This window comes from Pseudomonas sp. Fl5BN2 (assembly GCF_009908205.1).
Classification (GTDB): Bacteria; Pseudomonadota; Gammaproteobacteria; order Pseudomonadales; family Pseudomonadaceae; genus Aquipseudomonas.
Genome location: NZ_JAAARL010000011.1, coordinates 72,164 through 95,532, shown reverse-complemented (window position 1 = coordinate 95,532; position 23,369 = coordinate 72,164). Strand labels below are relative to the sequence as shown.

At 56.9% G+C, this 23,369-nt stretch carries 29 protein-coding genes and 6 pseudogenes; 13 read left to right on the top strand and 22 right to left on the bottom strand.

Going from position 1 to position 23,369, the window contains the following annotated elements; translation table 11 throughout:
• Nucleotides 1–18 precede the first annotated feature (18 nt).
• A complete protein-coding gene (locus GV819_RS17000; RefSeq protein WP_256667521.1) occupies nucleotides 19–687 on the bottom strand; it encodes a GIY-YIG nuclease family protein in 669 nt (222 codons plus the stop codon).
• Nucleotides 688–773: 86 nt separating this feature from the next.
• On the opposite strand from GV819_RS17000, the gene GV819_RS16995 reads away from it, so the two are divergent.
• The gene (locus GV819_RS16995; RefSeq protein WP_161757209.1) at nucleotides 774–1,205 is read left to right on the top strand and encodes a hypothetical protein; all 432 of its coding nucleotides are present in this window, start codon (nucleotides 774–776) and stop codon (nucleotides 1,203–1,205) included.
• On the opposite strand, the pseudogene GV819_RS16990 reads toward GV819_RS16995, so the two are convergent.
• Nucleotides 1,202–1,471: pseudogene (locus tag GV819_RS16990) on the bottom strand (nucleoid-associated protein); the annotation flags it as partial. The gene GV819_RS16995 and the pseudogene GV819_RS16990 overlap by 4 nt on opposite strands.
• On the bottom strand, nucleotides 1,470–1,625 hold the full coding sequence (locus tag GV819_RS16985; protein WP_161757208.1) for a hypothetical protein: 156 nt from the start codon (nucleotides 1,623–1,625) through the stop codon (nucleotides 1,470–1,472). The gene GV819_RS16985 and the pseudogene GV819_RS16990, both read right to left, overlap by 2 nt.
• 207 nt (nucleotides 1,626–1,832) lie before the next feature.
• Between GV819_RS16985 and GV819_RS16980 the strand changes: the two genes are divergently transcribed.
• Entirely contained in the window at nucleotides 1,833–2,210 is a 378-nt protein-coding gene (locus GV819_RS16980) for an NlpC/P60 family protein (RefSeq protein WP_368668905.1), read from the top strand.
• On the opposite strand, the gene GV819_RS16975 is transcribed toward GV819_RS16980, so the two are convergent.
• Nucleotides 2,205–2,801, bottom strand: a complete 597-nt coding sequence (locus GV819_RS16975) for a hypothetical protein (protein WP_161757207.1) — start codon at nucleotides 2,799–2,801, stop codon at nucleotides 2,205–2,207. The genes GV819_RS16980 and GV819_RS16975 overlap by 6 nt on opposite strands.
• Nucleotides 2,802–3,672: 871 nt before the next feature.
• Complete coding sequence (locus tag GV819_RS16970) at nucleotides 3,673–4,017, bottom strand: addiction module protein (RefSeq protein WP_161757206.1); 345 nt, start codon at nucleotides 4,015–4,017, stop codon at nucleotides 3,673–3,675.
• Between the two features lie 241 nt (nucleotides 4,018–4,258).
• On the opposite strand from GV819_RS16970, the gene GV819_RS16965 reads away from it, so the two are divergent.
• Together GV819_RS16965 and GV819_RS33255 are read left to right on the top strand one after the other, a co-directional pair.
• Complete coding sequence (locus tag GV819_RS16965; RefSeq protein WP_256667520.1) at nucleotides 4,259–4,486, top strand: hypothetical protein; 228 nt, start codon at nucleotides 4,259–4,261, stop codon at nucleotides 4,484–4,486.
• A 91-nt stretch (nucleotides 4,487–4,577) separates the two neighbouring features.
• Nucleotides 4,578–4,700: pseudogene (locus GV819_RS33255) on the top strand (tail assembly protein); the annotation flags it as partial.
• Here the strand turns inward: GV819_RS33255 and GV819_RS16960 are convergent.
• A pseudogene (locus tag GV819_RS16960) lies at nucleotides 4,701–5,180 on the bottom strand (tyrosine-type recombinase/integrase); the annotation flags it as partial.
• 230 nt (nucleotides 5,181–5,410) lie between these two features.
• Between GV819_RS16960 and GV819_RS33550 the strand changes: the two are divergent.
• Entirely contained in the window at nucleotides 5,411–5,731 is a 321-nt protein-coding gene (locus GV819_RS33550) for a VOC family protein (protein ID WP_161757205.1), read from the top strand.
• Nucleotides 5,732–6,159: 428 nt separating this feature from the next.
• On the opposite strand, the gene GV819_RS33250 is transcribed toward GV819_RS33550, so the two are convergent.
• On the bottom strand, nucleotides 6,160–6,384 hold the full coding sequence (locus GV819_RS33250; protein ID WP_161757204.1) for a hypothetical protein: 225 nt from the start codon (nucleotides 6,382–6,384) through the stop codon (nucleotides 6,160–6,162).
• A gap of 266 nt (nucleotides 6,385–6,650) precedes the next feature.
• Between GV819_RS33250 and GV819_RS16945 the strand changes: the two genes are divergently transcribed.
• Nucleotides 6,651–6,851 carry a hypothetical protein gene (locus GV819_RS16945; protein WP_161757203.1) on the top strand — a complete coding sequence of 67 codons (201 nt, stop codon included), beginning with the start codon at nucleotides 6,651–6,653 and terminating at the stop codon, nucleotides 6,849–6,851.
• 75 nt (nucleotides 6,852–6,926) lie between these two features.
• Here the strand turns inward: GV819_RS16945 and GV819_RS33805 are convergent.
• The 5 genes and pseudogenes from GV819_RS33805 to GV819_RS16920 all read right to left on the bottom strand — a co-directional run bounded on the left by GV819_RS33805 (nucleotide 6,927) and on the right by GV819_RS16920 (nucleotide 9,732).
• Nucleotides 6,927–7,331, bottom strand: a pseudogene (locus tag GV819_RS33805) (hypothetical protein).
• A 112-nt stretch (nucleotides 7,332–7,443) separates the two neighbouring features.
• On the bottom strand, nucleotides 7,444–7,713 hold the full coding sequence (locus GV819_RS16935) for a hypothetical protein (RefSeq protein WP_161757202.1): 270 nt from the start codon (nucleotides 7,711–7,713) through the stop codon (nucleotides 7,444–7,446).
• A 624-nt stretch (nucleotides 7,714–8,337) separates the two neighbouring features.
• Nucleotides 8,338–8,562, bottom strand: coding sequence for a hypothetical protein (locus GV819_RS16930; protein WP_161757201.1), 225 nt, complete (start codon nucleotides 8,560–8,562; stop codon nucleotides 8,338–8,340).
• Between the two features lie 27 nt (nucleotides 8,563–8,589).
• Nucleotides 8,590–8,901: a hypothetical protein gene (locus tag GV819_RS16925; protein WP_161757200.1), complete on the bottom strand. Its 312-nt coding sequence runs from the start codon at nucleotides 8,899–8,901 to the stop codon at nucleotides 8,590–8,592.
• A gap of 42 nt (nucleotides 8,902–8,943) precedes the next feature.
• Entirely contained in the window at nucleotides 8,944–9,732 is a 789-nt protein-coding gene (locus GV819_RS16920; RefSeq protein ID WP_161757330.1) for an XRE family transcriptional regulator, read from the bottom strand.
• Nucleotides 9,733–9,848: 116 nt separating this feature from the next.
• Here GV819_RS16920 and GV819_RS33010 point away from each other — a divergent pair, with 116 nt between their 5' ends.
• The 3 genes and pseudogenes from GV819_RS33010 (at nucleotide 9,849) to GV819_RS16905 (ending at nucleotide 12,108) form a co-directional block, all read left to right on the top strand.
• A complete protein-coding gene (locus tag GV819_RS33010) occupies nucleotides 9,849–10,019 on the top strand; it encodes a Cro/Cl family transcriptional regulator (protein WP_218579760.1) in 171 nt (56 codons plus the stop codon).
• Nucleotides 10,016–10,186, top strand: a pseudogene (locus GV819_RS33800) (DUF4055 domain-containing protein); the annotation flags it as partial. The gene GV819_RS33010 and the pseudogene GV819_RS33800, both read left to right, overlap by 4 nt.
• Nucleotides 10,187–10,281: 95 nt before the next feature.
• Nucleotides 10,282–12,108 (top strand): hypothetical protein, encoded by a 1,827-nt coding sequence (locus GV819_RS16905; protein WP_161757198.1) that lies wholly within the window; start codon nucleotides 10,282–10,284, stop codon nucleotides 12,106–12,108.
• Nucleotides 12,109–12,356: 248 nt separating this feature from the next.
• On the opposite strand, the gene GV819_RS16900 is transcribed toward GV819_RS16905, so the two are convergent.
• The 4 genes and pseudogenes from GV819_RS16900 to GV819_RS33235 all read right to left on the bottom strand — a co-directional run.
• Nucleotides 12,357–12,830: a hypothetical protein gene (locus GV819_RS16900; RefSeq protein WP_161757197.1), complete on the bottom strand. Its 474-nt coding sequence runs from the start codon at nucleotides 12,828–12,830 to the stop codon at nucleotides 12,357–12,359.
• A 114-nt stretch (nucleotides 12,831–12,944) separates the two neighbouring features.
• Nucleotides 12,945–13,271 (bottom strand): DUF2388 domain-containing protein, encoded by a 327-nt coding sequence (locus GV819_RS16895; protein WP_161757196.1) that lies wholly within the window; start codon nucleotides 13,269–13,271, stop codon nucleotides 12,945–12,947.
• Between the two features lie 98 nt (nucleotides 13,272–13,369).
• Nucleotides 13,370–13,579 carry a hypothetical protein gene (locus tag GV819_RS16890; protein WP_161757195.1) on the bottom strand — a complete coding sequence of 70 codons (210 nt, stop codon included), beginning with the start codon at nucleotides 13,577–13,579 and terminating at the stop codon, nucleotides 13,370–13,372.
• Nucleotides 13,580–13,617: 38 nt separating this feature from the next.
• Nucleotides 13,618–13,710, bottom strand: a pseudogene (locus tag GV819_RS33235) (XRE family transcriptional regulator); the annotation flags it as partial.
• Between the two features lie 350 nt (nucleotides 13,711–14,060).
• On the opposite strand from GV819_RS33235, the gene GV819_RS16885 reads away from it, so the two are divergent.
• On the top strand, nucleotides 14,061–15,050 hold the full coding sequence (locus GV819_RS16885) for a hypothetical protein (RefSeq protein WP_161757194.1): 990 nt from the start codon (nucleotides 14,061–14,063) through the stop codon (nucleotides 15,048–15,050).
• Between the two features lie 123 nt (nucleotides 15,051–15,173).
• On the opposite strand, the gene GV819_RS16880 is transcribed toward GV819_RS16885, so the two are convergent.
• The 4 genes from GV819_RS16880 to GV819_RS16865 form a co-directional block, all read right to left on the bottom strand.
• A complete protein-coding gene (locus GV819_RS16880) occupies nucleotides 15,174–16,739 on the bottom strand; it encodes a methyl-accepting chemotaxis protein (protein WP_161757193.1) in 1,566 nt (521 codons plus the stop codon).
• A 285-nt stretch (nucleotides 16,740–17,024) separates the two neighbouring features.
• Complete coding sequence (locus GV819_RS16875) at nucleotides 17,025–17,237, bottom strand: hypothetical protein (RefSeq protein ID WP_161757192.1); 213 nt, start codon at nucleotides 17,235–17,237, stop codon at nucleotides 17,025–17,027.
• A 183-nt stretch (nucleotides 17,238–17,420) separates the two neighbouring features.
• The gene (locus tag GV819_RS16870; RefSeq protein WP_161757191.1) at nucleotides 17,421–18,356 is read right to left on the bottom strand and encodes a hypothetical protein; all 936 of its coding nucleotides are present in this window, start codon (nucleotides 18,354–18,356) and stop codon (nucleotides 17,421–17,423) included.
• A 473-nt stretch (nucleotides 18,357–18,829) separates the two neighbouring features.
• Nucleotides 18,830–19,504, bottom strand: coding sequence for a polysaccharide lyase family 7 protein (locus tag GV819_RS16865; RefSeq protein WP_161757190.1), 675 nt, complete (start codon nucleotides 19,502–19,504; stop codon nucleotides 18,830–18,832).
• A gap of 248 nt (nucleotides 19,505–19,752) precedes the next feature.
• On the opposite strand from GV819_RS16865, the gene GV819_RS16860 reads away from it, so the two are divergent.
• The 3 genes from GV819_RS16860 to GV819_RS16855 all read left to right on the top strand — a co-directional run bounded on the left by GV819_RS16860 (nucleotide 19,753) and on the right by GV819_RS16855 (nucleotide 21,083).
• A complete protein-coding gene (locus GV819_RS16860; protein WP_161757189.1) occupies nucleotides 19,753–20,142 on the top strand; it encodes an MliC family protein in 390 nt (129 codons plus the stop codon).
• A gap of 315 nt (nucleotides 20,143–20,457) precedes the next feature.
• On the top strand, nucleotides 20,458–20,616 hold the full coding sequence (locus GV819_RS32950; RefSeq protein ID WP_178124902.1) for a hypothetical protein: 159 nt from the start codon (nucleotides 20,458–20,460) through the stop codon (nucleotides 20,614–20,616).
• 146 nt (nucleotides 20,617–20,762) lie between these two features.
• Nucleotides 20,763–21,083 carry a YbjQ family protein gene (locus GV819_RS16855; protein ID WP_161757188.1) on the top strand — a complete coding sequence of 107 codons (321 nt, stop codon included), beginning with the start codon at nucleotides 20,763–20,765 and terminating at the stop codon, nucleotides 21,081–21,083.
• Nucleotides 21,084–21,104: 21 nt separating this feature from the next.
• On the opposite strand, the gene GV819_RS16850 is transcribed toward GV819_RS16855, so the two are convergent.
• Both GV819_RS16850 and GV819_RS16845 read right to left on the bottom strand, forming a co-directional pair.
• Complete coding sequence (locus tag GV819_RS16850) at nucleotides 21,105–21,497, bottom strand: VOC family protein (protein ID WP_161757187.1); 393 nt, start codon at nucleotides 21,495–21,497, stop codon at nucleotides 21,105–21,107.
• Between the two features lie 87 nt (nucleotides 21,498–21,584).
• A complete protein-coding gene (locus GV819_RS16845; RefSeq protein ID WP_161757186.1) occupies nucleotides 21,585–23,222 on the bottom strand; it encodes an ATP-binding cassette domain-containing protein in 1,638 nt (545 codons plus the stop codon).
• Nucleotides 23,223–23,369 lie beyond the last annotated feature (147 nt).

The window sequence follows — 23,369 nt, the reverse complement described above, 5'->3', positions numbered from 1 at the left end:
ATAGGTAGCGCTGGATGGTCAGGCCAAGTCTGCGAGAGGAAGCGAAACCTGGGTTTGATCGACCGGCCCGGCAGGGCGAATGGTGTTGAAGCCTGTCTCTACCGCAGATAGAGCCTCGATCCAGTGACTTTCCCGCTGAGTGATGTAGGCCGCTCGATTGGTACAGTTTTGGGGATAGGCGATCGCCTCGATCACTGAGAATTCCCAGTCGGTGATGTCCGAGCTGCCCAGCGCCGAATGGAACTTGCAGGCGGTTGGATTGCTTAGGTGCTGCCACCACCGTAGCGTGAATGGCTGAGTGGTCTGGCCGACGTAGACCCGTCCGGTGGACTTCTGCCGTACCTGATAGATCACCTCAGGTGACCGCCCTTCGTTAACAAGGCGGAACTCCTGCACGTCACGGAACCGTGCGGCCTGCTTGCAGGCTTCCGTGCAGTAGTCGTGGCTGGTCGTTTCAGTGTTCGGATCGTTGTACTTGTCGATCAACTTGAACACCGTGCCGCACTCTTTGCAGGCGGTGTCTTCAAAGCGGCGGAGCAGGTACGTGTCATGTTCGTGCAGTTCCTGGATGTGCAGGAGGTAGGCGTGATCGCTCATGTCTGAGCGCAGAACGCGCATCGGGAACTGGCGTTCGTACAGCTCCTCGATCAGGGCCTTTGCCTCCTTGCGGGTTTCAGCGTCGACCATGCCGCTAAACACAGGCGGCCAAGCCCACTCAGCTTCGCGGTTTGGGCCGGCAGGTTGGCGGCCCTATCTGGTAGTAAAATTTTGCCATGGCTTCTTCCACGCGTGCATCGGCCTCCGCGATCAGCTGCGGTGGCGTGAGTTTGGTTTTTGGTCTATTGCTTGATGGCCTGGCATGGAGCCGGATCAAGGAGAAGTTTATGGTGGGAATTACCGAGCTAAAGGCGTTTCACCAGTTCAACCAGAAAGCACTTGAAATCCATCGGCGGTGGGATGATTTGGACGCCCCCGAACTTCTTCCTCTAGCAGCTTCACTAAAAGAGTCTGCGCAGCCTCTGAGCGATCTGGGCGGTGAGGAATGGCATCGAAAAAAGGATATGAGTCGCCACCTCACGTGTCTTGTGAACTACCTCAAAGACGACGATAAGGATAAATGCTGGACAGATATCAAGGATTTGATCTATGCCGACCTCCCAGCCCTTGGTTATCGACTACTCACGCTGGCTGATTCCCGGCTTTAAGTGCAGCGTTTGAGCTGATTGGTGAACTGCGTTGGCAGATTGTGCAGCGTCAGCGTGTCGCCAGCTTCGTCGAACTCAACCTTGGATCCAAGCAGGTGGGCTTCGAAACTGATGGACAGCCCCTCGGCCCGGCCCGTGAAGCGGCGGAACTGGTTGAGGGTGCGTTTGTCCGTGGGGATCTCCGGCGACAGCCCGTAGTCCTTGTTGCGGATGTGATCGAAGAACGCCTTGGGGCGATCCTCGTCGATCAGTTCGGACAGTTCCTCACACCTGCGCAACCGTCAGGCCCTGTTCCGCTATCCAGGCTTTGCACTTCTCGCTGTCGCCCGCGTCGAAGTCGGGCATATCTGGGTGTTGAAACGAACCCATCTCGTCGCGCACGACAAGCGCAGGCTGTATCAGTTTGATTTCTTCAGGCATGACTTCGTCCTTGGCCGCTATAGCGCTGACTTTGAAGGGGGGGGGATGAGGTTTTTGCGGGTGGAGTACAAGTGTACTCCTGTCGGGGTTTGGCGTTCAGGCGTCCGCAGCGCTTGCGGAACTCGTAAACCATGCCGCGCAGATCTACCAGAGACTCTTGCATAGGGCTACCAAGCCCCGCTGATCGGGCGTTAGTTCGCCCACGGCGTGCACGACTGCCTGAGCATCATCCTCGACTTTTACTGTCGCGAAATGGGCATCGACCTGGGCCAGTACGAGCGGGAAGACGGTTGGTGGGAGAGGGGCGGGAATCTGTACCTGGAGAACCTGCCGGCTGCCGGCTTCACGCAAGTCAGCGCGCCGCAGCACGGCGACATCGTGCTGATGCAGATCCGGTCGAAGGTGCCGAACCACGCCGTGGTATACCTGGCCGATGGCGTGCTTAAAACAGAGCCCCAGCACTTTCCTGCGCCCGGGTCGATCCTGCATCACCTCTACAACCGGGACAGCAAGCGGGACACCTACGGTGGGTACTGGCGAGAAGTTACAGTCAGCTACTGGCGGTACAAATACGTTTCTTCATAGTTGGCCCATGGAGTAGCTTGAGAATCCACCCTTTGTAAGATGGGTGACCTGCACCGATCCGCCGATGTAAACGCGATTGCTGGTTTTGCTGCTCTCTTGCAGAGTCTGCGCCTGCATTATGGCTGGAGCAGAAAGTGGAAAAGAGTTCCAGTCTATCCCCGACTTATCCATAAGCTCCGGTTTCACGCCAAGGCCATAATCTAAACGCTCGGATTTAAAGTCCGACACTGAACGGTAAGCGAATCCATGGACTGCTCCAGTATTGTCGGAAACCCCGAAGTGATAGACGGTTGCCGTCTGTTGACGGAGGGCGGGGAATTGAGCATTCAATTCGCCCCAGAGGGATTGAAGGGCCTTGGTCGCATGAGCATCGACCGCATCTACATTGATGGAAGCACCTTGGTAATTCACAAGGCCTCCCCAGCGACTGAAAAGCACAGCGGAGCCTGTCGCTGCAATGATCATGCGCAAGTGAGGGATAGCGATTGCCTTGCTCGTAAAGCCTGGAGCCGTATCGACGGAATAATGTAGAAGGGTGTCAGTCGCCACAATTACTTCGTTTTCGTCCGTGTAGAAGAGAAGTGACGACATGGTGCCTCCTGGCCAAATACAGAAGGCAAGAGGCTACTCTCGGTCCTGCACCGGACGTTACTGGCATTCCATCCATGCTGGATGCTCGATCAAGATCAGTTGTAGTAGCTTACGCCGGTGCAGTGGAGCGGTAGCGAAAGCCAGGGTAATGCCCTGAAAAGCCCGCCTGAGATGCTGCTTCTTGATCTTTTCGGTTCACGCGATGCTACTTCGGCTGCTTCTTGATCCACTAAGCGTTCGGTAGACTGCATCGGTTGACTGGATTGGTCAGTCATATTTTCAGATTTGGAATTATGGATAAAAGTGCACCTTTGGTACGGAATGCTTCACGCCCGGCACTGGTCACCTTCGCGGTGATCTACTGCCTATTCCTCACACTTAAAATTTCCTATTGGCTGGCTAGCGAAGGCTGGGACTTGGCCAGAATGGGCGATATTTGACCGATATGGATGCTAGCTCCTGTACTGACCTGCATCCTTTTGACCGCGGGCGGCCTATTGCTGTGGTGCCGCAGTGAAAAATCCTCACGGTGCTTATTGGGCGCACTGCTTCTGGGGCCCGTGTTGATCCCGAGCATGATGCCGGAAATTTTACGGGTCCCAGCAAGCATGTATGTGCAGGTTGCCTGGTACGTACTGCCGGCTACCCTGAAAGCAGCCCTGTTGATTGGCGTCTGGTTCTACAGCCATCAACTGCGCAGAACCGGCTACTTCAATTAGGATGCCATGCTCGAAGCCCAGCCCCGCGTTGGGCTTTTTTTGTATGAGCAGGCAGCGACAGGAGAGAGTTGGGGGCTATCAGTCGTTCTTTGCCTGTCGCGGCCGCCAGAAAGAGACCAGCATCCAGCTGGGCATTCTTCCTTCCTGTTGCGTCATCCTTTCAACGAGTACATTTTCTTCAGCTGCGCCGGCGTGAGTGGACGAAGCTTCTGCCTCCTGCTTACGTCGATCCGCTTCTTCTCAGGCTTCACGCCTGGCGGATAATAATTCGCGAAATACTCAAAGTTGCCTTCACAGGTCTGTACAAGCCATGTGCCGAGGCGAACGCCGTTGCTTCCAAAGGTGGATAGGTACTCGTCCAATCGACTCACACAGCCGTCTTGGAAATCTGCTTTTATCAGACGTGCCCATTCCTGGGAGATTTCGTCATCGGCAGCGCCGGCAGTTGATGTCAGCAGAAAGGTGAGGGCAAGAGCTATTCGGCTCAGTGGGGGCATGACAGCAAGTCCTTTGCGTCTACGGGGGAGGGGCAGGTATCCATTTAACATCAGATTTCTTGCAACACAAAACCTAGCCCTGAGCTGGGCTTTTTCGTTTCCGCCCCCTGGGTGCTATCGTCTGCCGATCTCACAAGGAGCGGAATTTATGCGAGTTTTGATAGGGGCGGTGGCTTTGGCGTTGCTGGCGGGGTGCATGGCGCCGACGATGAACTAAGCTCGCAAGGAAGGGCCCTACAAGGTGCTGACCTCGAAAAAGTCCGATGCCGTGCTGGCTAAATGCGTTCAATACGAATGGCAAAACCAACCAATCTTCGGCGGTACGCCGGGTGCGACGCTTCAGTCGGGACGCGACGCCGGATACACAGTGTTCACTGAGGGTTTTCAGTACTTCGTTGATATCCAGCCAAAGAGCTCAGGCTCTGAGGCAAAGTATTACGTAGTGGTTGGCAACTGGATTGCCAGCTAACGACTGACCGCGTTACAGGGCTGCCTTTAGCGGCACATTAAATTGTTCAGGGCTCGCTTCGGCGGGCCTTTTATTACCCGGAGAAAAGAAAATGGCGGCACTTGCCATCAATTATCAGCCCATGACTACGATCCTGCTCTATAGCCAACTCCGACAGTTTGGGCGGTCCTTCCGGATGGCAGTGAGGACGCCAGCCGAGGCGGTGAAAGCCCTGCCCAAGTTGATCTTTGGCTTGCATGATATCTCCACTCGATTCAGCCTTGGCGCGCATATCACGCATCTGGAAGTCAATTTTTTCAACTCCTGCAGCCTCTCTGGCCATATCAAACCTTCTGCGTAACATCGCCTCCGTCATCGGAGTGTCATCTTCTGCCGCGATCAGCCGCGTCGAGCGGACTTTGTGTCCGGACTTCCGGGCCTTGATTCGATCAATCAAAACCTTCAGTTCACCGGTTAACTCGATACGCCGCTTGGCCTTCGTTTTTCCCAGCAGTACCTAGATCTGACCATCACGCACGTCTCGCTCATCCATGAGCTGAGTGTCTGTCACTCGCTGGCCTGTCAAATAGGCCAAATCCACCGCATCGCGTAGCCCGGCGTCGGCCTTGTCATGCACGCGCTGGAGCAGTTCGTCCTCGACAAAGGTGTCCCGGCCCGTCTCGTTGTTGCCTTTAATTCCGGAGCAGGTGGGGGCTGGGACGTGTAGCCATCCTCGTCTGGCGTTCCTGATACGCGGCCTTGATATTTGACTCTCTTGAGCAGCATTTCATGTGTCAGCGCATGTGGTTTCATGGGCGAACGCATCCTTGGCCGCTGTAGCGGCTGACTTGAAGGGGGAGGGGTCAAGTATTGCTACGCGAGTAATGCAGGTTGTGATTTGCTGTGTTTATATACAGTCTTGTTGCTCGCAAGAGGTTCGCATCAATGCTCCACCACCTTTCAATTGGCGTGAAAGATCTAGATAAATCCGGGCGGTTTTACGATGCAGCTTTGGAGGCGCTTGGGTTCCGTAGGGTCTTCGAGGATGAAACCGCTATAGGGTATGGTGTCGAGGACGGGAAAGATAAGCTTTGCTTAAAGCTCTGTCCGAATGCGGTGGCTCCAGGTCCTGGTTTCCATTTAGCGTTCTCTGCTCTATCAAGAGGTGCTGTCGACTCGTTCCATCTAAGAGCTCTTAGCGCTGGAGGTACTGACAACGGAGCTCCGGGCTTGCGTTCGCATTATGGTGAGCGCTACTTGCTGTAGGCATTGGCACCGCAAATGTTGGGTTTTGGATACCCGGGTGCGTTTTTATGATCATTGGCTGGACGCAAGGATCTAAGGGTTGAGGCGTGCCGTCTCGTCGATGCAGGCATCAATAGCCGGGCCCAGATTCTTGCCGTACTTCATGATCCGATAGGGAGAGTGATATGGCTTGCGATGAATGTGAGGCGCTCAAGGGGCCAGGCGCAGAGGGCTACCCATATCCGCATTGGCATTTGACTGAACTCGATAGCTCAACCGTCAATTCCAGCGGACACCCGAAGATAATCATCACGCACTATCGATGCTCCGTGTGCCAAACATCATGGGTGTATACGGATGATCGAAACGACAGATTCAAATTCTGGGTTATGGCGTTGTAAGTGCAATAGGTGAGGGTGGGTCAGGCGATATCGCTATGACGATATCGGTCATGCGACTCGCTCAACCTTCACTGGAGTCCACTCCGAGAACCCAACCTTCGGTGCCTTCGTCTTCGGTTTTATGATCGGCTCGCCTTTGGCGTCGACCATCACTGACTTCGCCCCGATGTGCATGTTGCGGAACCTTAGGGGCTTGCGGGCCAGCTCAATGAACTGCTCGGCGTACTGCGGGGCGTCGAACATGGGCGAGAGCTGGCGAATCGTCCGCCCCATGATCTTCCCGGTGCGCTTTGCGAGCAGCTCCAGTCATTCAGCCTCTGGGATTGGCTCGATTCCGCCAGGGGCTTTTCTGGGTTCTTCCGGGTGCTGGCCGTTTTCTTGCGAGCCTCGGTCTTGGCGACATCGAGGGTCATACCAAACACTGCAAAGGTGCTCATGGTTTATCTCCGTGCAGCCTCTGGCCTCGCCAGGGTGGCGTGATATGGGTTTGTGGGCTAATGCTTAAGGGCAGATATAGAGCCGGATCCAAGGAGAAACTAATGACAGTTAATGCGAAAATCGACGCACTAGAACACTTGGTCGTAGCGCTGCTAAGAGAAGGGAAAAAGCGGCATGGAATAGAGCCGGACTCGATTTTTGAAAAAGCAGAAAGCTCCATCATGGGAAGCAACGGACCAGGGACAACTCATAAGGCGGAAGCAATGAAGGAGCTTAAGCATCTGAGATCGCTTCTCAGCTGATTTCTTTCGTCGCCTGCGGCGCTTGATGGCTGTGGTCGTTAGTGATCAGCCTTCAGCGCAATAGGTGAGGGCAGGTCAGGCTCGGCGAACTTCAAAGAAGCATGGCCTTGGCGCTGTCGAAATACTCTTCCGGGCGTTTAAAGGCCTGGTACTTCGCCTGGCTTCTGGTTGCGGCCCATACATTCTCAACGTGGTGTCTGGCGTCTCCGATATCGTGCGTCACGTCTAACCAGTCGTAGTAATTGACGGTCATGGCCCGCCATTGCTTCAGCGGCGAGTCTCGGCCAGCTCGCCGCACTGCATTTCGTGCGTCGGGTGGTAGTTGCTGATCCGCTTCTTCGAGTCTTCGTCCAGCACCACGCCGATGTAATGGTCGTGATCTGCCAGGATGACGCCAGGCTTAGCGTAGGCGATGACGTGGCGACCTACTTCGGCGAGCACCTGATAGTGCTGCCGGATGTATGCGCAGTTGTGGCTCATGAGGTGTTTCCAGTAAGGCGCCGCCCTCCAGACTGGATGCGACAAGGGGGGAGTGCTTTGTGGCTGGTCTTCGGGTCACGCAACTGGTGCGGACCCGAAGTGCTTCAGGTGTTTAAACTCGGATAATCTGCGTGACGTGCGGCTTGCCTTTAGTCGGTGCGTAGATTTCTACGATGGCTTTCCAGGATCCTGGCGAGCCCGGTAGCGTTGCTTCTGTTTGATAACGATAGTTGGTGCCATTTACGACTTGGCTCGAAACTTCTTTAGGGGTGTATTTCACACCAACGATTCCAGCTATCGCTTCCTCGAATACCTTCTTGTCCTCGGAAGTCAGTGGGTGGTAAGGGGTCCATCCACCAACGAAATGCTCTTGAGCTGTCATGAATTAAATCTCCATATTTAAATTCCTACTCGTCTGGCTTTTCGGAGTTCGCCCCGTTTATTCAATGGTTTCCGGAATCCATTTCCTGAAAAGTTTTCCGAGCATCCCTACTCCTATCTATTGTGAAACCGGGTGCTTGGGAAAACACCGATACGAGCCTACTGCCGGTCCGGGGGAGTGTAGATCAGGAGTTAGGAGGATCAAGTCAAGGAAGCGCAGAAACAAAAAATGGCCTTGATCTAGATACAGAGCATCGGCCCGATGCTATGGCTTTACTGCAGTTTCAATCTGGGGGGGGGCAGGCTATGAAGGCAAATCAGGTCAGTATCATTGGGCGGGGAACCATCACTGCTGCACTAGCATTCGCGGCGCTTGTGGTGGTTGCATCACGCTCGAGTCTGAGCGCGCCCATCCCCTCATACACAAAACTCTCCCCGCCTTCATCTCATCTGTCCAAGCATCACCAAGACTGTCCATAGATATGGCTCAGTGTCATCAGCTCAAGCACCACCACCATCACGCAGAATGCTACGAAGCCGCGAGTGAAGACACGACGAGGCTTTTCATAGGGCTGTAGATTACTGAGCCCGCTGCAAAGATTGCCCAGGAACTCTAGAAACTCCATCAAGTATCGGCCTTTGTTCGGGTGATTCGCTGAGCCTTCACCTCATCTGCATAGCGCGCCAGCTTGTCATCGGCTTCCTGAAAGCTCACCACGATCTTCATCATGTGGCGCACGTCATCCTCAAACCCGGCCTCAGAGACGCGAACAGCCATCTGCATGGCGCCTACGCCTGGTGACTTGAATTGGGCGGCAACGTTTTGTTGGTGCAGATTGGCGATGGGCATGGATAGGCTTCTATGCAGACTGTCTAGTCACTGGTCATACCGCTTGCCACCTGTGGACATCAGATAAAGCCACTCTGAGTAGGGAAGACGAGCGATGATTTTGGTTTTCTCAACCACCGCAGCCATCGTCATCCCTCGGCATAATAAGCTCACTCCACCCTGTATGCGTTCGCACATAGCGTCTGGACTGTCCACAAAATTGGTCTTGTTCAACCGAAGCATTACCACTGTACGACCTTCTGGTACCGCGCCTATTGGCGGCACGACGAACACCGTTAACTGGGTATAGATGGCAATTACGACTAGAGCGACTACTCCAGCAAGCACTAGTTTTTTCATGGATTCCATTCCTGTTTTTCTGGATTTGGTTAGTCGGGTTTGTCAGCGCGAGTACATCGCCCACCAGAACACATGGCCCAGGATCGAGATCTGTTGTTCCTGGATCTCGGCGAATGTGTAGTCCTCATCCGGGTGCTCATCCCGATTGAAGCTACGCAGGCGCAGGCCAGTGGGCAAACGGTAGGCCTGCTTCACGCGCAGCTGGCCATTGTGGTTGATCGCGTACATCTCACCGTCGACGACGTCCTTTAGGGCATTCTTCCCGACGTTCACGCCCACGGTAGCGCCATCGCGTAGCACTGGAATCATGCTGTTACCGCTGACGGCCACGCAGCTCGCGTTGCTGAACTGAACGCCGTTTTGGCGCAGGTCCTTTTTGAAGAAGCGCAGCCGAGCAGTGCCGCTCTCTTCGATCGCGAATCGGCCTGATCCAGCAGCCAACTCCACTTCCTGGAGGAAAGGAACATAGACCTCGTCGTCATCGAGCGGGGTTGTGTCGTCCCACGTCTCGATATTGCCTAATTTGATGCTGGGTTGGATGCGATCTTGCTGAACGTTGGCGACAGTGGAAATCAGTCGAGAACTAACCTCATTTGCGTCGAAGTTCAGCGCCTTTGCGAGCTTCAGCAGCGCCTCTACGTTCAGCGGCACCTTCCCGGTGGCGTATTGGCTGAACGCACTCTGTCCAGACCATCCGCATGCTTCGGCAACGTCCGCCTGGGTCAGGCTGTGCCCGGCAGCTTTTGCAGCTGATTTCCGCTGTTCATAGATACCCTTGAGCCTAACGCTCTCTACGACTTCTTCAGGGGTAAGGGGGCGGCGTATTTTCATGCGGACAAGAGTATTAGCAGAACTGATATTCGTACAAGCAGCGCTGCTATTAAATTTCCTGCGATAAAAATAAGCGCTGCTACTATTTGTTGAGGATATCAAGCCGTGGAGGTTCCATGAAAAAGATTCCTTTGAGCAAATACCTAGAAGAGCACGGTACTCAAGCCGTGCTTGCTGCTCTCGGCGTGAATCAGAGCGCGATCTCGCAAATGGTTCGAGCCGGAGTCCACCGGGAGTACCCGATCATCAAACCAGCCACCGCAAGCAAAATGGGATACGCCCGATGAGCAACGACGTCTCTTTCAAGCGAGCAGACTACATCGAAGTGTCGGATCGCTGGGCGACCGTCGGCGATATCTGTGCCGGTCAGTATCGTGTTGTTGCTCGGCTGCCCTGCATCAACGCACACGACAAGTCGCCTGAAAACCTTGACCGGAACAGCGCCCGGCCTGAGCTACCGCCATCCGCCGTCGTGCGGTTGTTTTGCCTGGTATTCACAAACCCGCCATTGAGCGGGTTTTTTATGAAGTATGAAAAGGAGTCACGACAGTGACAGTAAACACGATCGCCAACGCTGCAGAGTTTGTGACGAACGGAGTAACAACCCACTACCCGTTCTATTTCAAGTTTCTATTTAACGAGGACTTGGTTGTTACCTACATCGATCCGGCCGGTGTCAGCGCCATACTGACGCTAGGCACGCACTACACCGTCAATGGTGCTGGCAATGAACGGGGCGGAAGCGTTATCACCGCTATGGCTTTGGCTGGCCCCGGCCAGTTAGTGGTGGCTCGGGAGCAGAGGAGTGTACGAAACCAAGACAGGCACATGGAGGAAACCGATGAAGATGTATTCGATAAGCTGGCGGTGTTCATCCAACAGGGATTTGCAGCTTTTAAAAAGGCTCTAACTCGGCCGCTCGGGTGTGACTTTTTCTTTGCAGAAAACCAGCGTATCGCAGATATCAAAGATCCTGTTGACCCTCAGGACGTCGCGACCAAGAGCTGGTTGCAGCAGTACGTCGGTGGCCTTCTTCAGACTGGTCAGGGCCCTGTAAACAGTGCCGCCAACATTTTGTACGTTGCCAGCGATGGAGTTCCTGCTGTTCTGCAAGGGCTGGTCGGGCACATGATTGCAGACAACCTCACGATCAATGTTCCTGGCCAGTTCTCCGAGCCAGCGGCCGCCATGGACTGGCTACGCACAAAGACCATCGTCAATGGCGCCATGGTAACCATCAAGCTGGCCGACGGGACGATTACCCTGACAAGAGGTACGTCCCTCAACCATCCGCAGAACAGCGCTATTGAGCTGATCGGCAACATCTCCAGCCCGGCTTCCTGTCAACTTGTTGCGGTGGCAGGCTCGGTCTTTGATGCATTTACGTGTACGTCTGGTCGATTTCGGTTGATTGATGGGTTCTTTCTTTCTCGACCCAATAAGGCGGGTACCGGCTTTCTGGCGCTCGAGGCAGATGTCGAACGTGTTGGTCCCAACATCGAAACCAATAACTTCTATTACAGCTACGCCGCCCGTGATGGTGGGAGAATGCTTGCAAATGAGGCGGTATCAAGGAATGCCGGCGACGTTGGGTTCTGGGCATTTAACGGCGGTCACTTGACCTGCAAAAGAGCAAAGGCGTATGACGCCAATGATGCGGTCATTGACCTTGGTTTTGGTTTTCAGGCGGAGTACGGCGGCACGCTTGAATGCGACGGGGCGTATGCGACAGGTTGCAGAAAGGCTGGTATCGCGGCCCTCATCGGAGGGATTGTGAGGGCTCACGGTTCCACCTCTTCCAACAATATTGGCTCTGGTTATCTTTCCGGTCAGAAAGGGCATATCTCGGTTAACGATTCTGTAGCTAGCGATAACGGAGCCTGGGGTTATGAGGCTGTCGCCGACGGCACCTACAGTGGGGTTCGAGGCGGTATGGGAAATGCCCAGGCGATGCTAACGAAACCGGTCGCCTATCTAGATAATAATGTGTCCCAAGGGGGCGTAAGATCGATCACAGGGGTGCCGCTTCGAGTTGGTAGCAACGGCGGCGATGGGGTGATCATTGACGCGCAAGGGAGCGTCGGTTTTCGCGTAGGGACGCTGGCCGGATCATCTGGCGTCAATTACGGACAAGTAGACTCGGCGGCAACGGGCCAGCCAGTCGAGTACAAAGCCAGGGGTGCGGATCTAAATGTCGATATTTTGTTTTCGCCGAAGAACGCTGGCAATGTGCGAATTCAAGGAAGCGCCTGGAACACTACGCACTTTGTCCTTGGCGTTTATCATATCTGGGTCGATTCATCTGGAAGACTGCGCATAAAGTCGAGTGCACCTGCCAGCGACACGGACGGCACGGTAATTGGATCACAAATCTAAGCTGAAATCCGAGAGAGGAGCTCCCGGATTTCGCATCAAGTCTCTTGACCCCGAACGACGGAAGATTGCACTGGTTGATTTGAACCCTGACCAGCTCCCTACCGTAAACAGGATGGCCACGCCAAGAACGAAGAGCAGGTCTCTAAATAGGATGGCCCGCCACCAGCATTCCTTCCTCCCAGCCCTGGGCGATCAACCACTCGCAGGGGACCGACTTCAGGGCGGTGTAGAGTGCTTGGGAAAGGGCTTCAAATATGGGCAATCAGCTGCTGTTGATACCCGCTTTCATCGACTAGTGCAGGGTATCTGCTGTCATCGATCAAAGAGCGCAACTGCTGCGAATGACTAGATTGCCTGAGCGCAACCTGGCACTCGGCACCATCAAAAAATGCTCTCAGATGCGGCAGGGTCAAATGGAGTACCGCTGGCTCAATTTTCAGTGAGGCGGTAACGATGTCCAGTTGATCGGTTGGATCTCGATACAGATCGATAACCAGGAAGCTTTCATTCTCAGTGGATGGATAGATGTGGACGTCGCCGGCGCCAACGGGGGTGTCGTCAAAGTAGGCGTCGTACAGCTCAGTAATGTTGAGCATGATTCCCATAACGTTCAAAGCTGCTGCTAGATCTGCGTTAGGGATGTGTTCGTCTTCTATCCACGTGACGAAGTCGGGCATTGAGATACAGATGTCGAACTCATTGGCGCAGATGATCGGGCTCACTGTAAATAGATCCTGGTGGTGGCGGCCGGTAATCGTAACACCTTGATATGCGCTACCTCTCAACGCAGCTGTACAGCCACCAGTTGTGGCGCGGAGGAGGCGAGTGTGTGGTCTTCAGAAACCGTTGGCGATTGTCAGGGCCAATTGTTCGTCAGTCACCAGAGGTGGGATGTAGGTCGCATGATAGTGACGAACTGCCTGCTCAAACTGTGCGCCGCGGGTCCCTTCATCCGAGCCGATAAACGCGAGTGCGTTGGCCTTGGCGAGTTTGAAAAACATGGGGGCTTCTGTTGTCAGCACTGAGGTTCCTGCGGCGAGAAGGCTCGGTCCAACTGTAGTGATGAACAATGCATTATCGAAGGGGGTTGTGTTCCCCTCTGCGACAACCTGAGTGCTCAGCGACGCCAGGATGGCGCTCGAGAAAATTTTCCATGAGCCCATTGATCACCGCTTCCTTGCTGGCCAGTTGAAGAGGGCGACGATAACAGGCTGGGTATTTGCCAGAAACAAGAAGCCCGGCAATGGGCCGGGCTCTTGCATTAGTGGAGAGTCGTAATCCTGCGACTCTCTCCAATCCTGATCCGATCAAGCGCCCGGTTCAGGGCATCCAAGGCATTGAGGAGAGCTTGCGCCTCAGCTTCTCGACCATCCCCCCAAAGACGTTCTGCCATCTTATTCAAGGTCTGGATGGATCGCTCGATATCAGCAGCACTCGCTGCCTTGGTATCCGCCGACTGTTTCTTGGTCATTTAATAGCACTTCTGCAGGGCTTGAAGACTAACCCGAAAGGGGATTGGTCCCGGTTAAAGCTGCGCAGGCGAATCCCGTTGGGTAGCCGGTAAGCCTGTTTCATACGGAGCCGGTCATTGTGATTGATTGCCTACCTCTTCCTGCAACGTCCGTCATCGAATGGGGTGATTTCGCTCCATGTCTCAATGGAGGAAAGTTTAACACCTGGTTTGGTTGCCTTTGAGCATGTCGCCAACACCTTCCGCTAGCCACGTTGGCGCTACACCGCAAACGGAGGCCATTTGCGCATAAATGCAGTCGCCTTCGATTTTACACGCTTGAGGTCCGGTATTTCCCTGGACCGAGATGTCCGCGCAACCGAGGCGTGCGCAGCTGTTCAGAACCTCGGTATTTGTCGGGGCCTTTTCGCCTCTGGAGTACAGCAATACGGATCGCGCTAGACTGCGAGCCAGCGGAAAACTAGCCAGGGATGTCGTCATCATGAACAGAGGGTTCTACCGTGCGGATCAGCGCCTGCCCCTAAGCCCTTCGTATTCGTTGGCCCAAGGCCTGGTAAAAGTCTGCGGCGTTGTGGTGCTCAAGGAACCGCGGTTATCCCCGGTGGATGGCTTGCCCTGTGCGGGATACTCGCTGCAGATCCAGGAGAGCTACCGTGACAGAGCGGACAAGGACGCATGGCGGACGGTGTTTACCGACGCACAATGCAGTGACTTTGCCTTGAAGGATGCTCACGGCACGGTGGATATCCTCGCCGAAGGTATTGAGCTGTTCTCAGGCCAGGTACCGCAATTGGGCGACTACCGCTACACCGCAGGTCCTGGCCAACAGCAAGGTGAACTCCTGCTCAGCGAAGGCCTGGAGGTGGTGGTGATCGGTACAGTGATGTGGCGTAACGGCAAACCCGTGATTGCCCGGGGTGAGCACGCCGGTGCGGTGTTTGGTGTAGAACGGCTGCGCAATGTAAACAACCATCGTATTGCCGTCCCGGCGTGGCGTGCCCTCGGTTGGGGTAGCGCCTTGGTAGGGTTGTTCAGCTTGGCGCTGCTGGTTATTGATCCGGCGCAATGGGCGCAGTGGCAGTTGCCCAGCCGCGAGACGTTCCAGCAGATGGCTGCATTGGGCCCATTCCACGAATGGCTGGCGTTGCTGTATCAGCGCCAGGGTTCATCGTTGCCGTTGATGGCGGCTTTCGGCTGGACGGGCGTGGTTTTTGTGCTGATGTGTGCTGCCCGGTTGTTCCTCTATCGAGAGAGCCACAGGGTGGTGCAGCCCATACTTATCGCGTGGTGGGTGGTTGGGGTGATGGGGGGTGGTCTGGTGACCTGGGCACTGGTGATGCTTGAGTTCGATCCGTTCAAGATCTTTTTGATCTGGCTGAGCGTGATCGTCACGGCCCTGGTTTTCTCTATCTCCCAGCAACGGGCCTTGCGGGCACTGCTGGCAAGTATCCTCAAGACCGAGTCGCCCTAAGGAAACGCTCCCTCCCTGATCCATATCACCCAATAGCTAGATGCGGCAATTCGAAAGCTACCGCCGGCCCCTGACGCCATCCAACTGACCGGGCCGGGCGCTCTGGTGAACCACCGCTACTGATTATCGATTGAACCGCTCGACCAACGAGTACTGGGTCGCTGCGGTTCTGCTCAGCTCTTTGCTCAGGTCTGTCGATTGGTGCGCCTGTTCCGAGGTTTGATCGGCCAGTTGCGCGATGGTGGTGATGTTGCGACTGATTTCCTCAGCCACAGCGGTTTGCTCTTCAGTAGCCGCGGCTATCTGGGTGGTCATGTCGGTGATATGGGCCACGGCTTCACTGATGCCGATCAGGGCCTTGTCTGCCTCAAGCACCCAGGCCACTCCTTCTTCGGCCTGGCGCTGGCCGCTCTCCATGGTCTGCACCGCGTTGCCGGATGATGCCTGGAGCTTGGTGATCAGGTCATGGATCTGGGTGGTGGATTGTGAAGTGCGCTGTGCCAATTGACGAACCTCATCGGCCACCACGGCGAAGCCCCGACCCGTGTCACCAGCGCGCGCGGCCTCAATGGCGGCATTGAGTGCCAGCAGGTTGGTCTGATCGGCGATGCCTTGGATCACATCAACGACAGTTCCGATTTCATCGCTGTCCCTGGCCAGTTGTGCCACCGACAGGCCTGTCTCACCGACAACGGTGGAAAGACGCTCGATGGCTTCGCGGGTGTCTCTGGCGACATCGCGGCCGCGACCGGTCAGCAAGTTGGCTTGTTGGGTGGCATCGGCGGTGCGCTGGACGTGGCTGGCGACCTCCTGCGTGGTTGCCGCCATCTGGTTGACTGCGGCCGACACCTGTTCCGTTTCGACACGCTGGCGATCAATGCTGTTTGAGCTGTCAGTGGCCAACAGGTCGGATTGACCGGCCAGTGCGCTGAGTTGTTCGGCGGTGTCTTGCAGGCGTGTGAGGCAGGTCTTCAGGCGCGCGGCCTGGCTGATGAAGGCGGTGTCCAGGCGGGCCTGGGCCCCGCGCTGATCGCTGTACATCTGTGCGATCAAGGCGTCGGAGGTAGAGGGCTCGGCGCTCTGCAACAAGCGTCGGGTGCCGCGCTGGTGCCAGCGCGAGGAGAGCAGGCCGACCGGCACAGATACACCTGCGGCTATAGCCATTGCTACTGGAGTGCTAAAGAACACGTTGCTCAGGGTACCTGCCAGGCCCATGGCCAGGTACGGCAGGCAGTCTTGCAGCACAGGCTGCCAGCTATCGCGGCGGGGAATGGCCGGTTGGCCCTGGCTGATGCGCTTGTAGAGGGACTGCGCGCGGCGTATCTGATTCGCTGTCGGTTTGACCCTGACCGACTCAAAGCCCGTCACTTGGCGGCCATCGAATATTGGCGTGACGTAGGCATTGACCCAGTAGTGATCGCCATTTTTGCTGCGGTTCTTGACGATGCCCATCCATGGTCGGCCTTGCTTGAGTGCGCTCCACATATGGGCAAAAACGGCCGGGGGGACATCGGGATGACGGACGATGTTTTGCGCTGCGCCAATCAGATCGGCTCTATCAAAACCACTGATCTCGACGAAGGCGTCATTGCAGTAGGTGATGACGCCACGAGCATCGGTGGTCGAGATCAGTTGTTGTTGAGGTGCCAGTGAGATCTCGCGTTGGGTAACTGGCTGGTTATTTCTCATTCCGATTTATCCCTGGTTGCTTCAGAGGGTCATCGGCTGGCACTTGAGGAAAGTTAGTCTGTTTTTATAAAAAATACATATATAACAATGACTTGCATTAAGGTTTTGAGTTTTGCGAGGCGATCTGGCGGGAAGATTCAGATGAGCGAGGAGAGGGGGAAGAGGTTGCTGGAGTCGCTAAACACAGACCGTGTTGCGAACGCAGCGATCCATTTCGTTGGGCAATATGCGCTCTGCTTTGTGAGCAATTCGTGAAAAGTCTGTTGAGGGCTTGAAGGCGCTCTGTCACCTCTTGATCGAGCGCCAGGCCAGTCCCCCTTTCTGACTCGCGCAGGGAAAGCGCAGGATCCAGCCACTGCGTTCTTTGAGGGTGATAGGCCCGGCAATGGTTTTGTTGCGCGCGGGACAGGGGCGCAGGTCTTCATGGGCCTGGGCATCTACCCCGGTCTTTGGCAGTGGGCGCATGAGCAGGGCCGCCAGCAGGCTGATGAATGGCAAGGAGCAACTGATCAGCAACCATCTGGAGGCCGAGCGGCCGCGCCAGTTGGCGGCCAGCGCGGTCAGCCCAGTGCAGGATGAGCCAGAGAGAAAGAGGGATGCCTAAGGTCAGGTTCTGATGCTTGATGGTCGGGAGTGAGTCGTGCCTGGAGCATGCTATCGATTTTGTTGCCGGGCGCAGGATCAGCGTAGCCCCGGGTCGGGCTGCACCAGATGCCGCCAGGGGAAGATCTGCCGGGAGAAGTGTTGTACGTATCCGCCGGTAGTGGCCTGAATGACCATGAACTGCAGCCCGGGTCGAATGGCTTGTAGTGCTTCAAGCTGTTCCAGGCTCAGGCAGGTATTGCGCAAGCGCAGCACCCGCAGTGGCTCGCAGGCCGGGCTGGAGAACAGTTTTTCATAGGCCGCGAAGGGGGTGACGGCCTGTGTTTCGCGGTTGTTCGACCAGGTCTGCTGCAGTTCGCTCGACTCGGTGAAATCCAGGCTGATCAGCCCTGGAAGATTGTCCGAAACGGCCAGGTTATCGATGAAGCCCTGGGTATCGGAGCCGCCTGCAACACGCAGCAATGCAAGGTGCGGCAGATCGACCTGGAAGAAGCTTGAGTCGGGAGCATTGGGCAGGGTCAGTTCGCCCAAGTGAGGCGCCTTTGCCACGAATCGAGCGATCTCTCCTGCCTCCTCCATGATGCTGCCGGCCTTTTGGATCAACGAGACATTGTGGTCCTGCGGTTCGGTCGGGCGAATCGACAGTGACCTGAGCCTGGGGAAGGTCACGCGGCTTTCCAGCAGTGGAGTGAACTCCCATTCGCGGGTGCCGTTTGCACCTTCATCCGGCCCGCAGAAAGCCAGGGAACTGATGATACTCGCCACGTCCTGTTCCGCCAGGCAATCCAGGGTCCAGGCAAAGGGTTCATCCCATAGTTCGCCGTGAAACTCCACATGCAGTCCGTCGCGCATGGGGGCTAGGGCCAGGTAGTTGTAGTCACTGATCCACAGCGGCCCTGTCGGGTTGTCGAGATTGTCACCCCTGTCGCCTGCCTGAGTTCTGGTGAACTCATGAATGCGTTGCTGCAGAGCCAGCAAGCGCAGGTAACCGGGTGAAGACAAGGGGCTGGGCATCGGCTGAAATCCGCAGGAGGAGGTGTGGTCGGGCCGACGGCATGGTGCCGTCTGGGCGACGTTGGCAGAGACTGATGATAACCAATCAATCTGCTTGTGTCGGCTTCGGGCCAGCGTTGAGCCGTGGATGTTTTGATCGCCAGTAAAATTGTGTCTCATCACCCCAGCTCGCTCAATTGCCTCGACCTCCAATGTTCCGGATATTGGGACCCCCGGGCTCTGGTTCGCCGGCCGCTGGTGGGCCAGATGCGTGCCTCTGGACGGGGGGGCATTGCCCTCCGTACCACTCAGTCGAATACCGTGCGCAACCGCGTGGCTGTCAACGGAGTGGTTTACAAAGCCCCGGTCGGCCTGGAAGTCGGAGCCACAATCAAATGCAAATCCCTTGGGTGTGGCATCAATATTCAGGTGCGCAAATGCTCAGCGCGTTGTGCGGTGCCCGGCTCAATCGCGGTGTTGAGCCGAGCAGTGGATCAGCGATGGGTGACCGACAGCTGGCTGATGATGCAGATCGAGCCGTCGTCCGCCGGGGTGTTGGTGTTGAAGTCGATCTGGTTGTAGATCCCGCCATGGAAGTCGAAGACCTGGCCGCTCCAGGACGCATCAAGCGCCTGTGGCGGAGAGCTTGCCGACTTGCCGTTGCAACTGGCACTGACGCTGATGAGCCCACTGGAGGTGCTGTGGATACTCACTAGGAACAAGGCTCCGAGAGCTACGCCACTGAGCAGCAGGACTGGAGTCGGGTCGGCCCCGTTGAAGCTCTTGCGCAAGGCGAAGGTCAACGAAGCCTTGTCCCAGAACACCTTGACGGCCGGGTTCACGTCATTGCGCACATGCATTTGTGCAATCACCACTTTTTTCGCGGAGTTGACCTTGGTCAGGCTCATCTGTTGCTGGTTCCAATGATCCGAGGCGCTGCCTAGCGACCAGTAGCCGGACTCCTTCCATTCGCAGCGAGTTCGCTGGGTGCTCTTGCTCGAGGCTCCCCGGGTGGGAGCGCAAAGTTGTATCGAGCCATCTGACAGGCGAGTGATCACGCTTGGGCACTGAACCAGGGCCGCGTTGCCGTTCAATTCCAGGGCCACCGGGTTGGTGGTTGAAGTGGGCAGTGGGGTGGCGATATCGAGTGCGCTGATGTCTACAGTCATGACGGTCATCCTTGTAGTGAAACACGCTTGAGATGGACGTCTGGATGTTCTTGGTTCTTGGTGGGCGCTGTCAGTTGGAGGTTATTCCCAGGGCCGGGAGGGTGAGGGCCCTGTGCCGGGCCTGCCATGGGTACTGACCGGAAGGCGTGGCACGAGGTGCTCAATGCTCAAGATGCAGGTGCCGATACCTGAACTAAAAATAGCCTTGAAAGTCCCATGGGCATCATTTACGGACTTGAGGAAATACTGTGAAAACTCGTCTTGCAACGCTCTGCGCCGCGGCTCTGGCCTTGGCCTTGCCGATTCTCGCTGGGGCTGCGACCCAGGCCGCGGTGGCTGATCCGGCGTATCAAAGCCAGGTGGCGCGCTATCAGTGCGAGGGCAAGGTGCGTATCGATGCGGCCTACCTGAATATCGACAACGGCTCCTCGTTCGCCACGCTGTACTACAAGGATCAGCTGATCCCCATGCACATTGCCCGTTCGGCTTCAGGCGCCCTGTATGTGGCAGAGGATGAGCAACACAGCTTCCGCTGGCACACCAAGGGCAAGATGGCCGTGCTGTCGTTCATGGAGGCTGATCACACTGCCGAGGAACAAACGCTGCTCAAGGACTGCAAAGAGATCGATCCTCAGTAACTCTCCCGCATCGCGCTTTCTTTCAGGCAAAAAAAAGCCCGCGGGAGAGAGCGGGCGAACGTAGTTGCTTGAATGAGCAAAGTGACTATACACAGCTGGAATCGGCGCCTGGGTGAAAGAACTTTCATCTTCGCCCCAGGTGCCTCGGCGCGATTCAATACCGCTTTGTTCTGGCTATCCGGCAGCGGGTTGGCTCAGGCAAAAGGTTGCCCGTGAGAACCCCTGGACAGAGTTTTGTCGATAAACCCCGAGCCGGGTCGGATCTGTTCTAACCTGAAATGGCAAGTCAAAATCCCTTCAGGAAGAGAGGTGGGCATGGCAACACAACAGCAACGCCCTTATGAGCATGAACGCAGCGATGAAACGGCGCAGTGCGAGGTTGAGCACGAGGAGCCGCCACCGCAAACCTGGAAACATCCGGACGATGGCAAGAGCCTGTCGGAGCTCGACGAAGAACGTCCCCTGAAGCCCTGACCGACAGCCCCGCTCCCGAGCGGGGCTTGTCGTTTGTGACGAGTGCTGGCAGTCGCGATGGCTGAGCATCGCGGCGGCTCTGTTACCATTGCCTGCTTTTTCGCCTCCGCAAGTGGGGGCGGTCTGTCCATTCAAGGGAAACATTCATGATTGTCACCACCACCGCCCACATTGAAGGCCGGGAAATTGCTGCCTACCTGGATATCGTCAGCGCCGAGTCTGTGCAGGGGATCAACGTGGTCCGCGACCTGTTCGCCGGTATGCGCGATTTCTTCGGTGGCCGCTCCCAGACCCTGGAGCGCGCCTTGAAGGAGGCCCGGATCCAGGCCACCGATGAAATCAAGGCGCGCGCCCGTCAGTGCAACGCCGATGCGGTGGTTGGCCTGGACTTCGAGATCAGCATGCCTTCAGGGCGCGGCGGTATGGTGGTGGTGTTTGTCACCGGTACCGCAGTCAAGCTCAAGTAGTCTTCAACCCGCTACTGCTGTTCAGCTCCCCATCGGGGTGCACAGTTCCACCAGGGTGCCGTCCGGGCAACGTACATAGGACACCGTCTGCCCCCAGGGTTTGCTGTTGGGGGCGGCGAGCTCACGGGCGCCCTGTTGCAGCGCCCGGGCATGGGCGGCGTGAACGTCTTCGGTGACCAGTCCCAGCTCCATGCCCAAGGGTTGCGGCGAGGAGTGGGCGGCGACGTGCCCTGCCTTGAAGTTCATTTGCGCCAGGGCGTGGTCGGCGAAGGCCAGGGTGGTGCTGCCGGTTTCCAGCTCGCCATAGCTACCGGACTCGTGAAGAAAACGTCGCTTGAAACCGAAGGCCTGCTCAAAGAACCGCAAGGAGCTCTCGACCTCGGGAACATAGATGATGGTATAGCCGAATCGCATGGGTTGATCTTCCCTGTCTATTGATAAGAGGGCGAAAATCTAGCATGCATTCGTCGCTCGGGAAGGCCTTTGCTGTAAGGCCTTGTTTCATTGTCGATATTCCTCGAAGTGCCAGCCCTGCGCCGACCATTCCAGCCTGTAGGTCGGCTCCAGGGCCTGGAGAAAGTCCTGGTCGTGGGATGCCACCAGCAACGCCCCGGGAAAGCCGCGCAGGGCCTGTTCGAAGGCCTGCACCGACTCCAGGTCCAGATGGTTGGTGGGCTCGTCGAGCAGCAGCAAGCGAGCCGGATTGCCTCCCCACAACGCCAGCGCCAGGGCCGCTTTCAAGCGTTCTCCGCCGCTCAACAGCGCACAGGGTTGCTGCACTCGCTGTGCATCCAGCTGCAGGCGCGCCAGGCGGGTGCGCAAAGCGCCTTCCTCCAGCGTGCCGGTGGTGCCCAGTTGATCCAGCAACGAACGTTCGGGGTCCAGTTGCACCAGGTGCTGATCCAGGTAAGCGCAAGCCACCATTACCCGAGATGCTCCGCTCAGAGGTTGTAGCTGGCCGGCGAGCATCTTCAGCAAGGTGGATTTGCCACAGCCGTTGGGACCGACCAAGGCAATGCGTACCGGGCCGGTGACGGTGCAGGTCAGGTAGGACGCCGGCGACCGACTGTCCAGCCAGGGCAGTTGCGCCTGTAGCAGGTTGAACACCGGTTGGCCCGGGTGCAGGGTGGTCGCAGGCAGGGTGAGCAAGGTCGCTTGCTCAGGGGTGACTCGAGCGTAGGCGTTGCGTACCTGATCGTCGAGTGCGCTCTTGTGTAGCTGATGGCTGTGGCGCACCTGGCCCATGATGTTCCTGGCAGCGCCCAGTAGCTTGGCTCGCTCAAAACCGGAGACATTGGCGGTCTTGGCCGATTTGCGCGAAGCGGCGGCGTGGCGCTGGATGGTGTCGTGCTCCTGTTGCAGGCGCCGATGTTCGCGACTGCGCTGGTTACGGGCGTGCTCCAGAGCGGCTTGCGCCGCTTCGTTGTGGGCTTGGCGCTGGGCCTGGAACAGGGTGTAGTTGCCGCCATAGACCTGGGCACCCAAAGGGCCAAGCTCGACAATCCGTTGCACCTGCATCAGCAACTGCCGGTCATGGCTGACCAGGATCAGGCCGCGGTGCCAGTGGCGCAATTGCTCCATCAGCCAGCGGCGCCCGGCGCAATCCAGATGGTTGCTGGGTTCGTCGAGCAATAACAGGTCGGCGTCACTGAGCAGGGCGCCGATCAGTATCACCCGGGCCCGTTGCCCACCGCTCAGGGGCGCGACGGGATCGTCCGGCTCCAGCTGTTCCAGGCCGGCGGCATCCAGTGACTGGCGCAGGCGTTCGGCCAGATCCCAGCGCTCATCCACTTGCTGCAGATCCTCCAGGCTGGCCGTGCCGGCGGCCAGGCGTTCCAGTGCACGCAAGGTCGCGGCGACGCCCGCGAGCTCGGCGACACTCTGCTCGGAATGCGTCGACGAGTCCTGGGGCACATAGGCCAGGCGCGCGTTGCGGTTGATGCTGCCGGAAGAAGGTTGCAGTTCGCCGGCAATCAGCCGCAACAGCAGGGATTTGCCCATGCCGTTACGCCCGACGATGGCCGTGGGCTGGCGGTCGAAACTCAGGTTCAGGGTGTTGATCAGGATTTCGCCATCGGCGAATTGGTAAGTCAGCTGGTTCAGGGAAACCAGCGCAGGCAGCCGTGTGACGTGAGTCATCAGCACCTCCGGAAAATGTGGGGACAGGCCAACGAGCGCTTGCAGGGCTCGTCGCGGATACATTTTGGAAGGCTTAGTTGTTCACGTCGGCAATCATCCTGGGACGGGAAAGAAGGCGCGTAGCCTAACGCCGGGATGCGGCACCTG

Coding starts and splice junctions, on each gene's coding strand:
- GV819_RS17000 (WP_256667521.1), bottom strand. CDS start 687: ATGGTCGACGCTGAAACCCGCAAGGAGGCAAAGGCCCTGATCGAGGAG.
- GV819_RS16995 (WP_161757209.1), top strand. CDS start 774: ATGGCTTCTTCCACGCGTGCATCGGCCTCCGCGATCAGCTGCGGTGGC.
- GV819_RS16985 (WP_161757208.1), bottom strand. CDS start 1,625: ATGCCTGAAGAAATCAAACTGATACAGCCTGCGCTTGTCGTGCGCGAC.
- GV819_RS16975 (WP_161757207.1), bottom strand. CDS start 2,801: ATGTCGTCACTTCTCTTCTACACGGACGAAAACGAAGTAATTGTGGCG.
- GV819_RS16970 (WP_161757206.1), bottom strand. CDS start 4,017: ATGCCCCCACTGAGCCGAATAGCTCTTGCCCTCACCTTTCTGCTGACA.
- GV819_RS33550 (WP_161757205.1), top strand. CDS start 5,411: ATGCTCCACCACCTTTCAATTGGCGTGAAAGATCTAGATAAATCCGGG.
- GV819_RS33250 (WP_161757204.1), bottom strand. CDS start 6,384: ATGGGGCGGACGATTCGCCAGCTCTCGCCCATGTTCGACGCCCCGCAG.
- GV819_RS16945 (WP_161757203.1), top strand. CDS start 6,651: ATGACAGTTAATGCGAAAATCGACGCACTAGAACACTTGGTCGTAGCG.
- GV819_RS16935 (WP_161757202.1), bottom strand. CDS start 7,713: ATGACAGCTCAAGAGCATTTCGTTGGTGGATGGACCCCTTACCACCCA.
- GV819_RS16930 (WP_161757201.1), bottom strand. CDS start 8,562: ATGCCCATCGCCAATCTGCACCAACAAAACGTTGCCGCCCAATTCAAG.
- GV819_RS16925 (WP_161757200.1), bottom strand. CDS start 8,901: ATGAAAAAACTAGTGCTTGCTGGAGTAGTCGCTCTAGTCGTAATTGCC.
- GV819_RS16920 (WP_161757330.1), bottom strand. CDS start 9,732: ATGAAAATACGCCGCCCCCTTACCCCTGAAGAAGTCGTAGAGAGCGTT.
- GV819_RS33010 (WP_218579760.1), top strand. CDS start 9,849: ATGAAAAAGATTCCTTTGAGCAAATACCTAGAAGAGCACGGTACTCAA.
- GV819_RS16895 (WP_161757196.1), bottom strand. CDS start 13,271: ATGGGCTCATGGAAAATTTTCTCGAGCGCCATCCTGGCGTCGCTGAGC.
- GV819_RS16890 (WP_161757195.1), bottom strand. CDS start 13,579: ATGACCAAGAAACAGTCGGCGGATACCAAGGCAGCGAGTGCTGCTGAT.
- GV819_RS16885 (WP_161757194.1), top strand. CDS start 14,061: ATGAACAGAGGGTTCTACCGTGCGGATCAGCGCCTGCCCCTAAGCCCT.
- GV819_RS16880 (WP_161757193.1), bottom strand. CDS start 16,739: ATGAGAAATAACCAGCCAGTTACCCAACGCGAGATCTCACTGGCACCT.
- GV819_RS16870 (WP_161757191.1), bottom strand. CDS start 18,356: ATGCCCAGCCCCTTGTCTTCACCCGGTTACCTGCGCTTGCTGGCTCTG.
- GV819_RS16865 (WP_161757190.1), bottom strand. CDS start 19,504: ATGACTGTAGACATCAGCGCACTCGATATCGCCACCCCACTGCCCACT.
- GV819_RS32950 (WP_178124902.1), top strand. CDS start 20,458: ATGGCAACACAACAGCAACGCCCTTATGAGCATGAACGCAGCGATGAA.
- GV819_RS16855 (WP_161757188.1), top strand. CDS start 20,763: ATGATTGTCACCACCACCGCCCACATTGAAGGCCGGGAAATTGCTGCC.
- GV819_RS16850 (WP_161757187.1), bottom strand. CDS start 21,497: ATGCGATTCGGCTATACCATCATCTATGTTCCCGAGGTCGAGAGCTCC.
- GV819_RS16845 (WP_161757186.1), bottom strand. CDS start 23,222: ATGACTCACGTCACACGGCTGCCTGCGCTGGTTTCCCTGAACCAGCTG.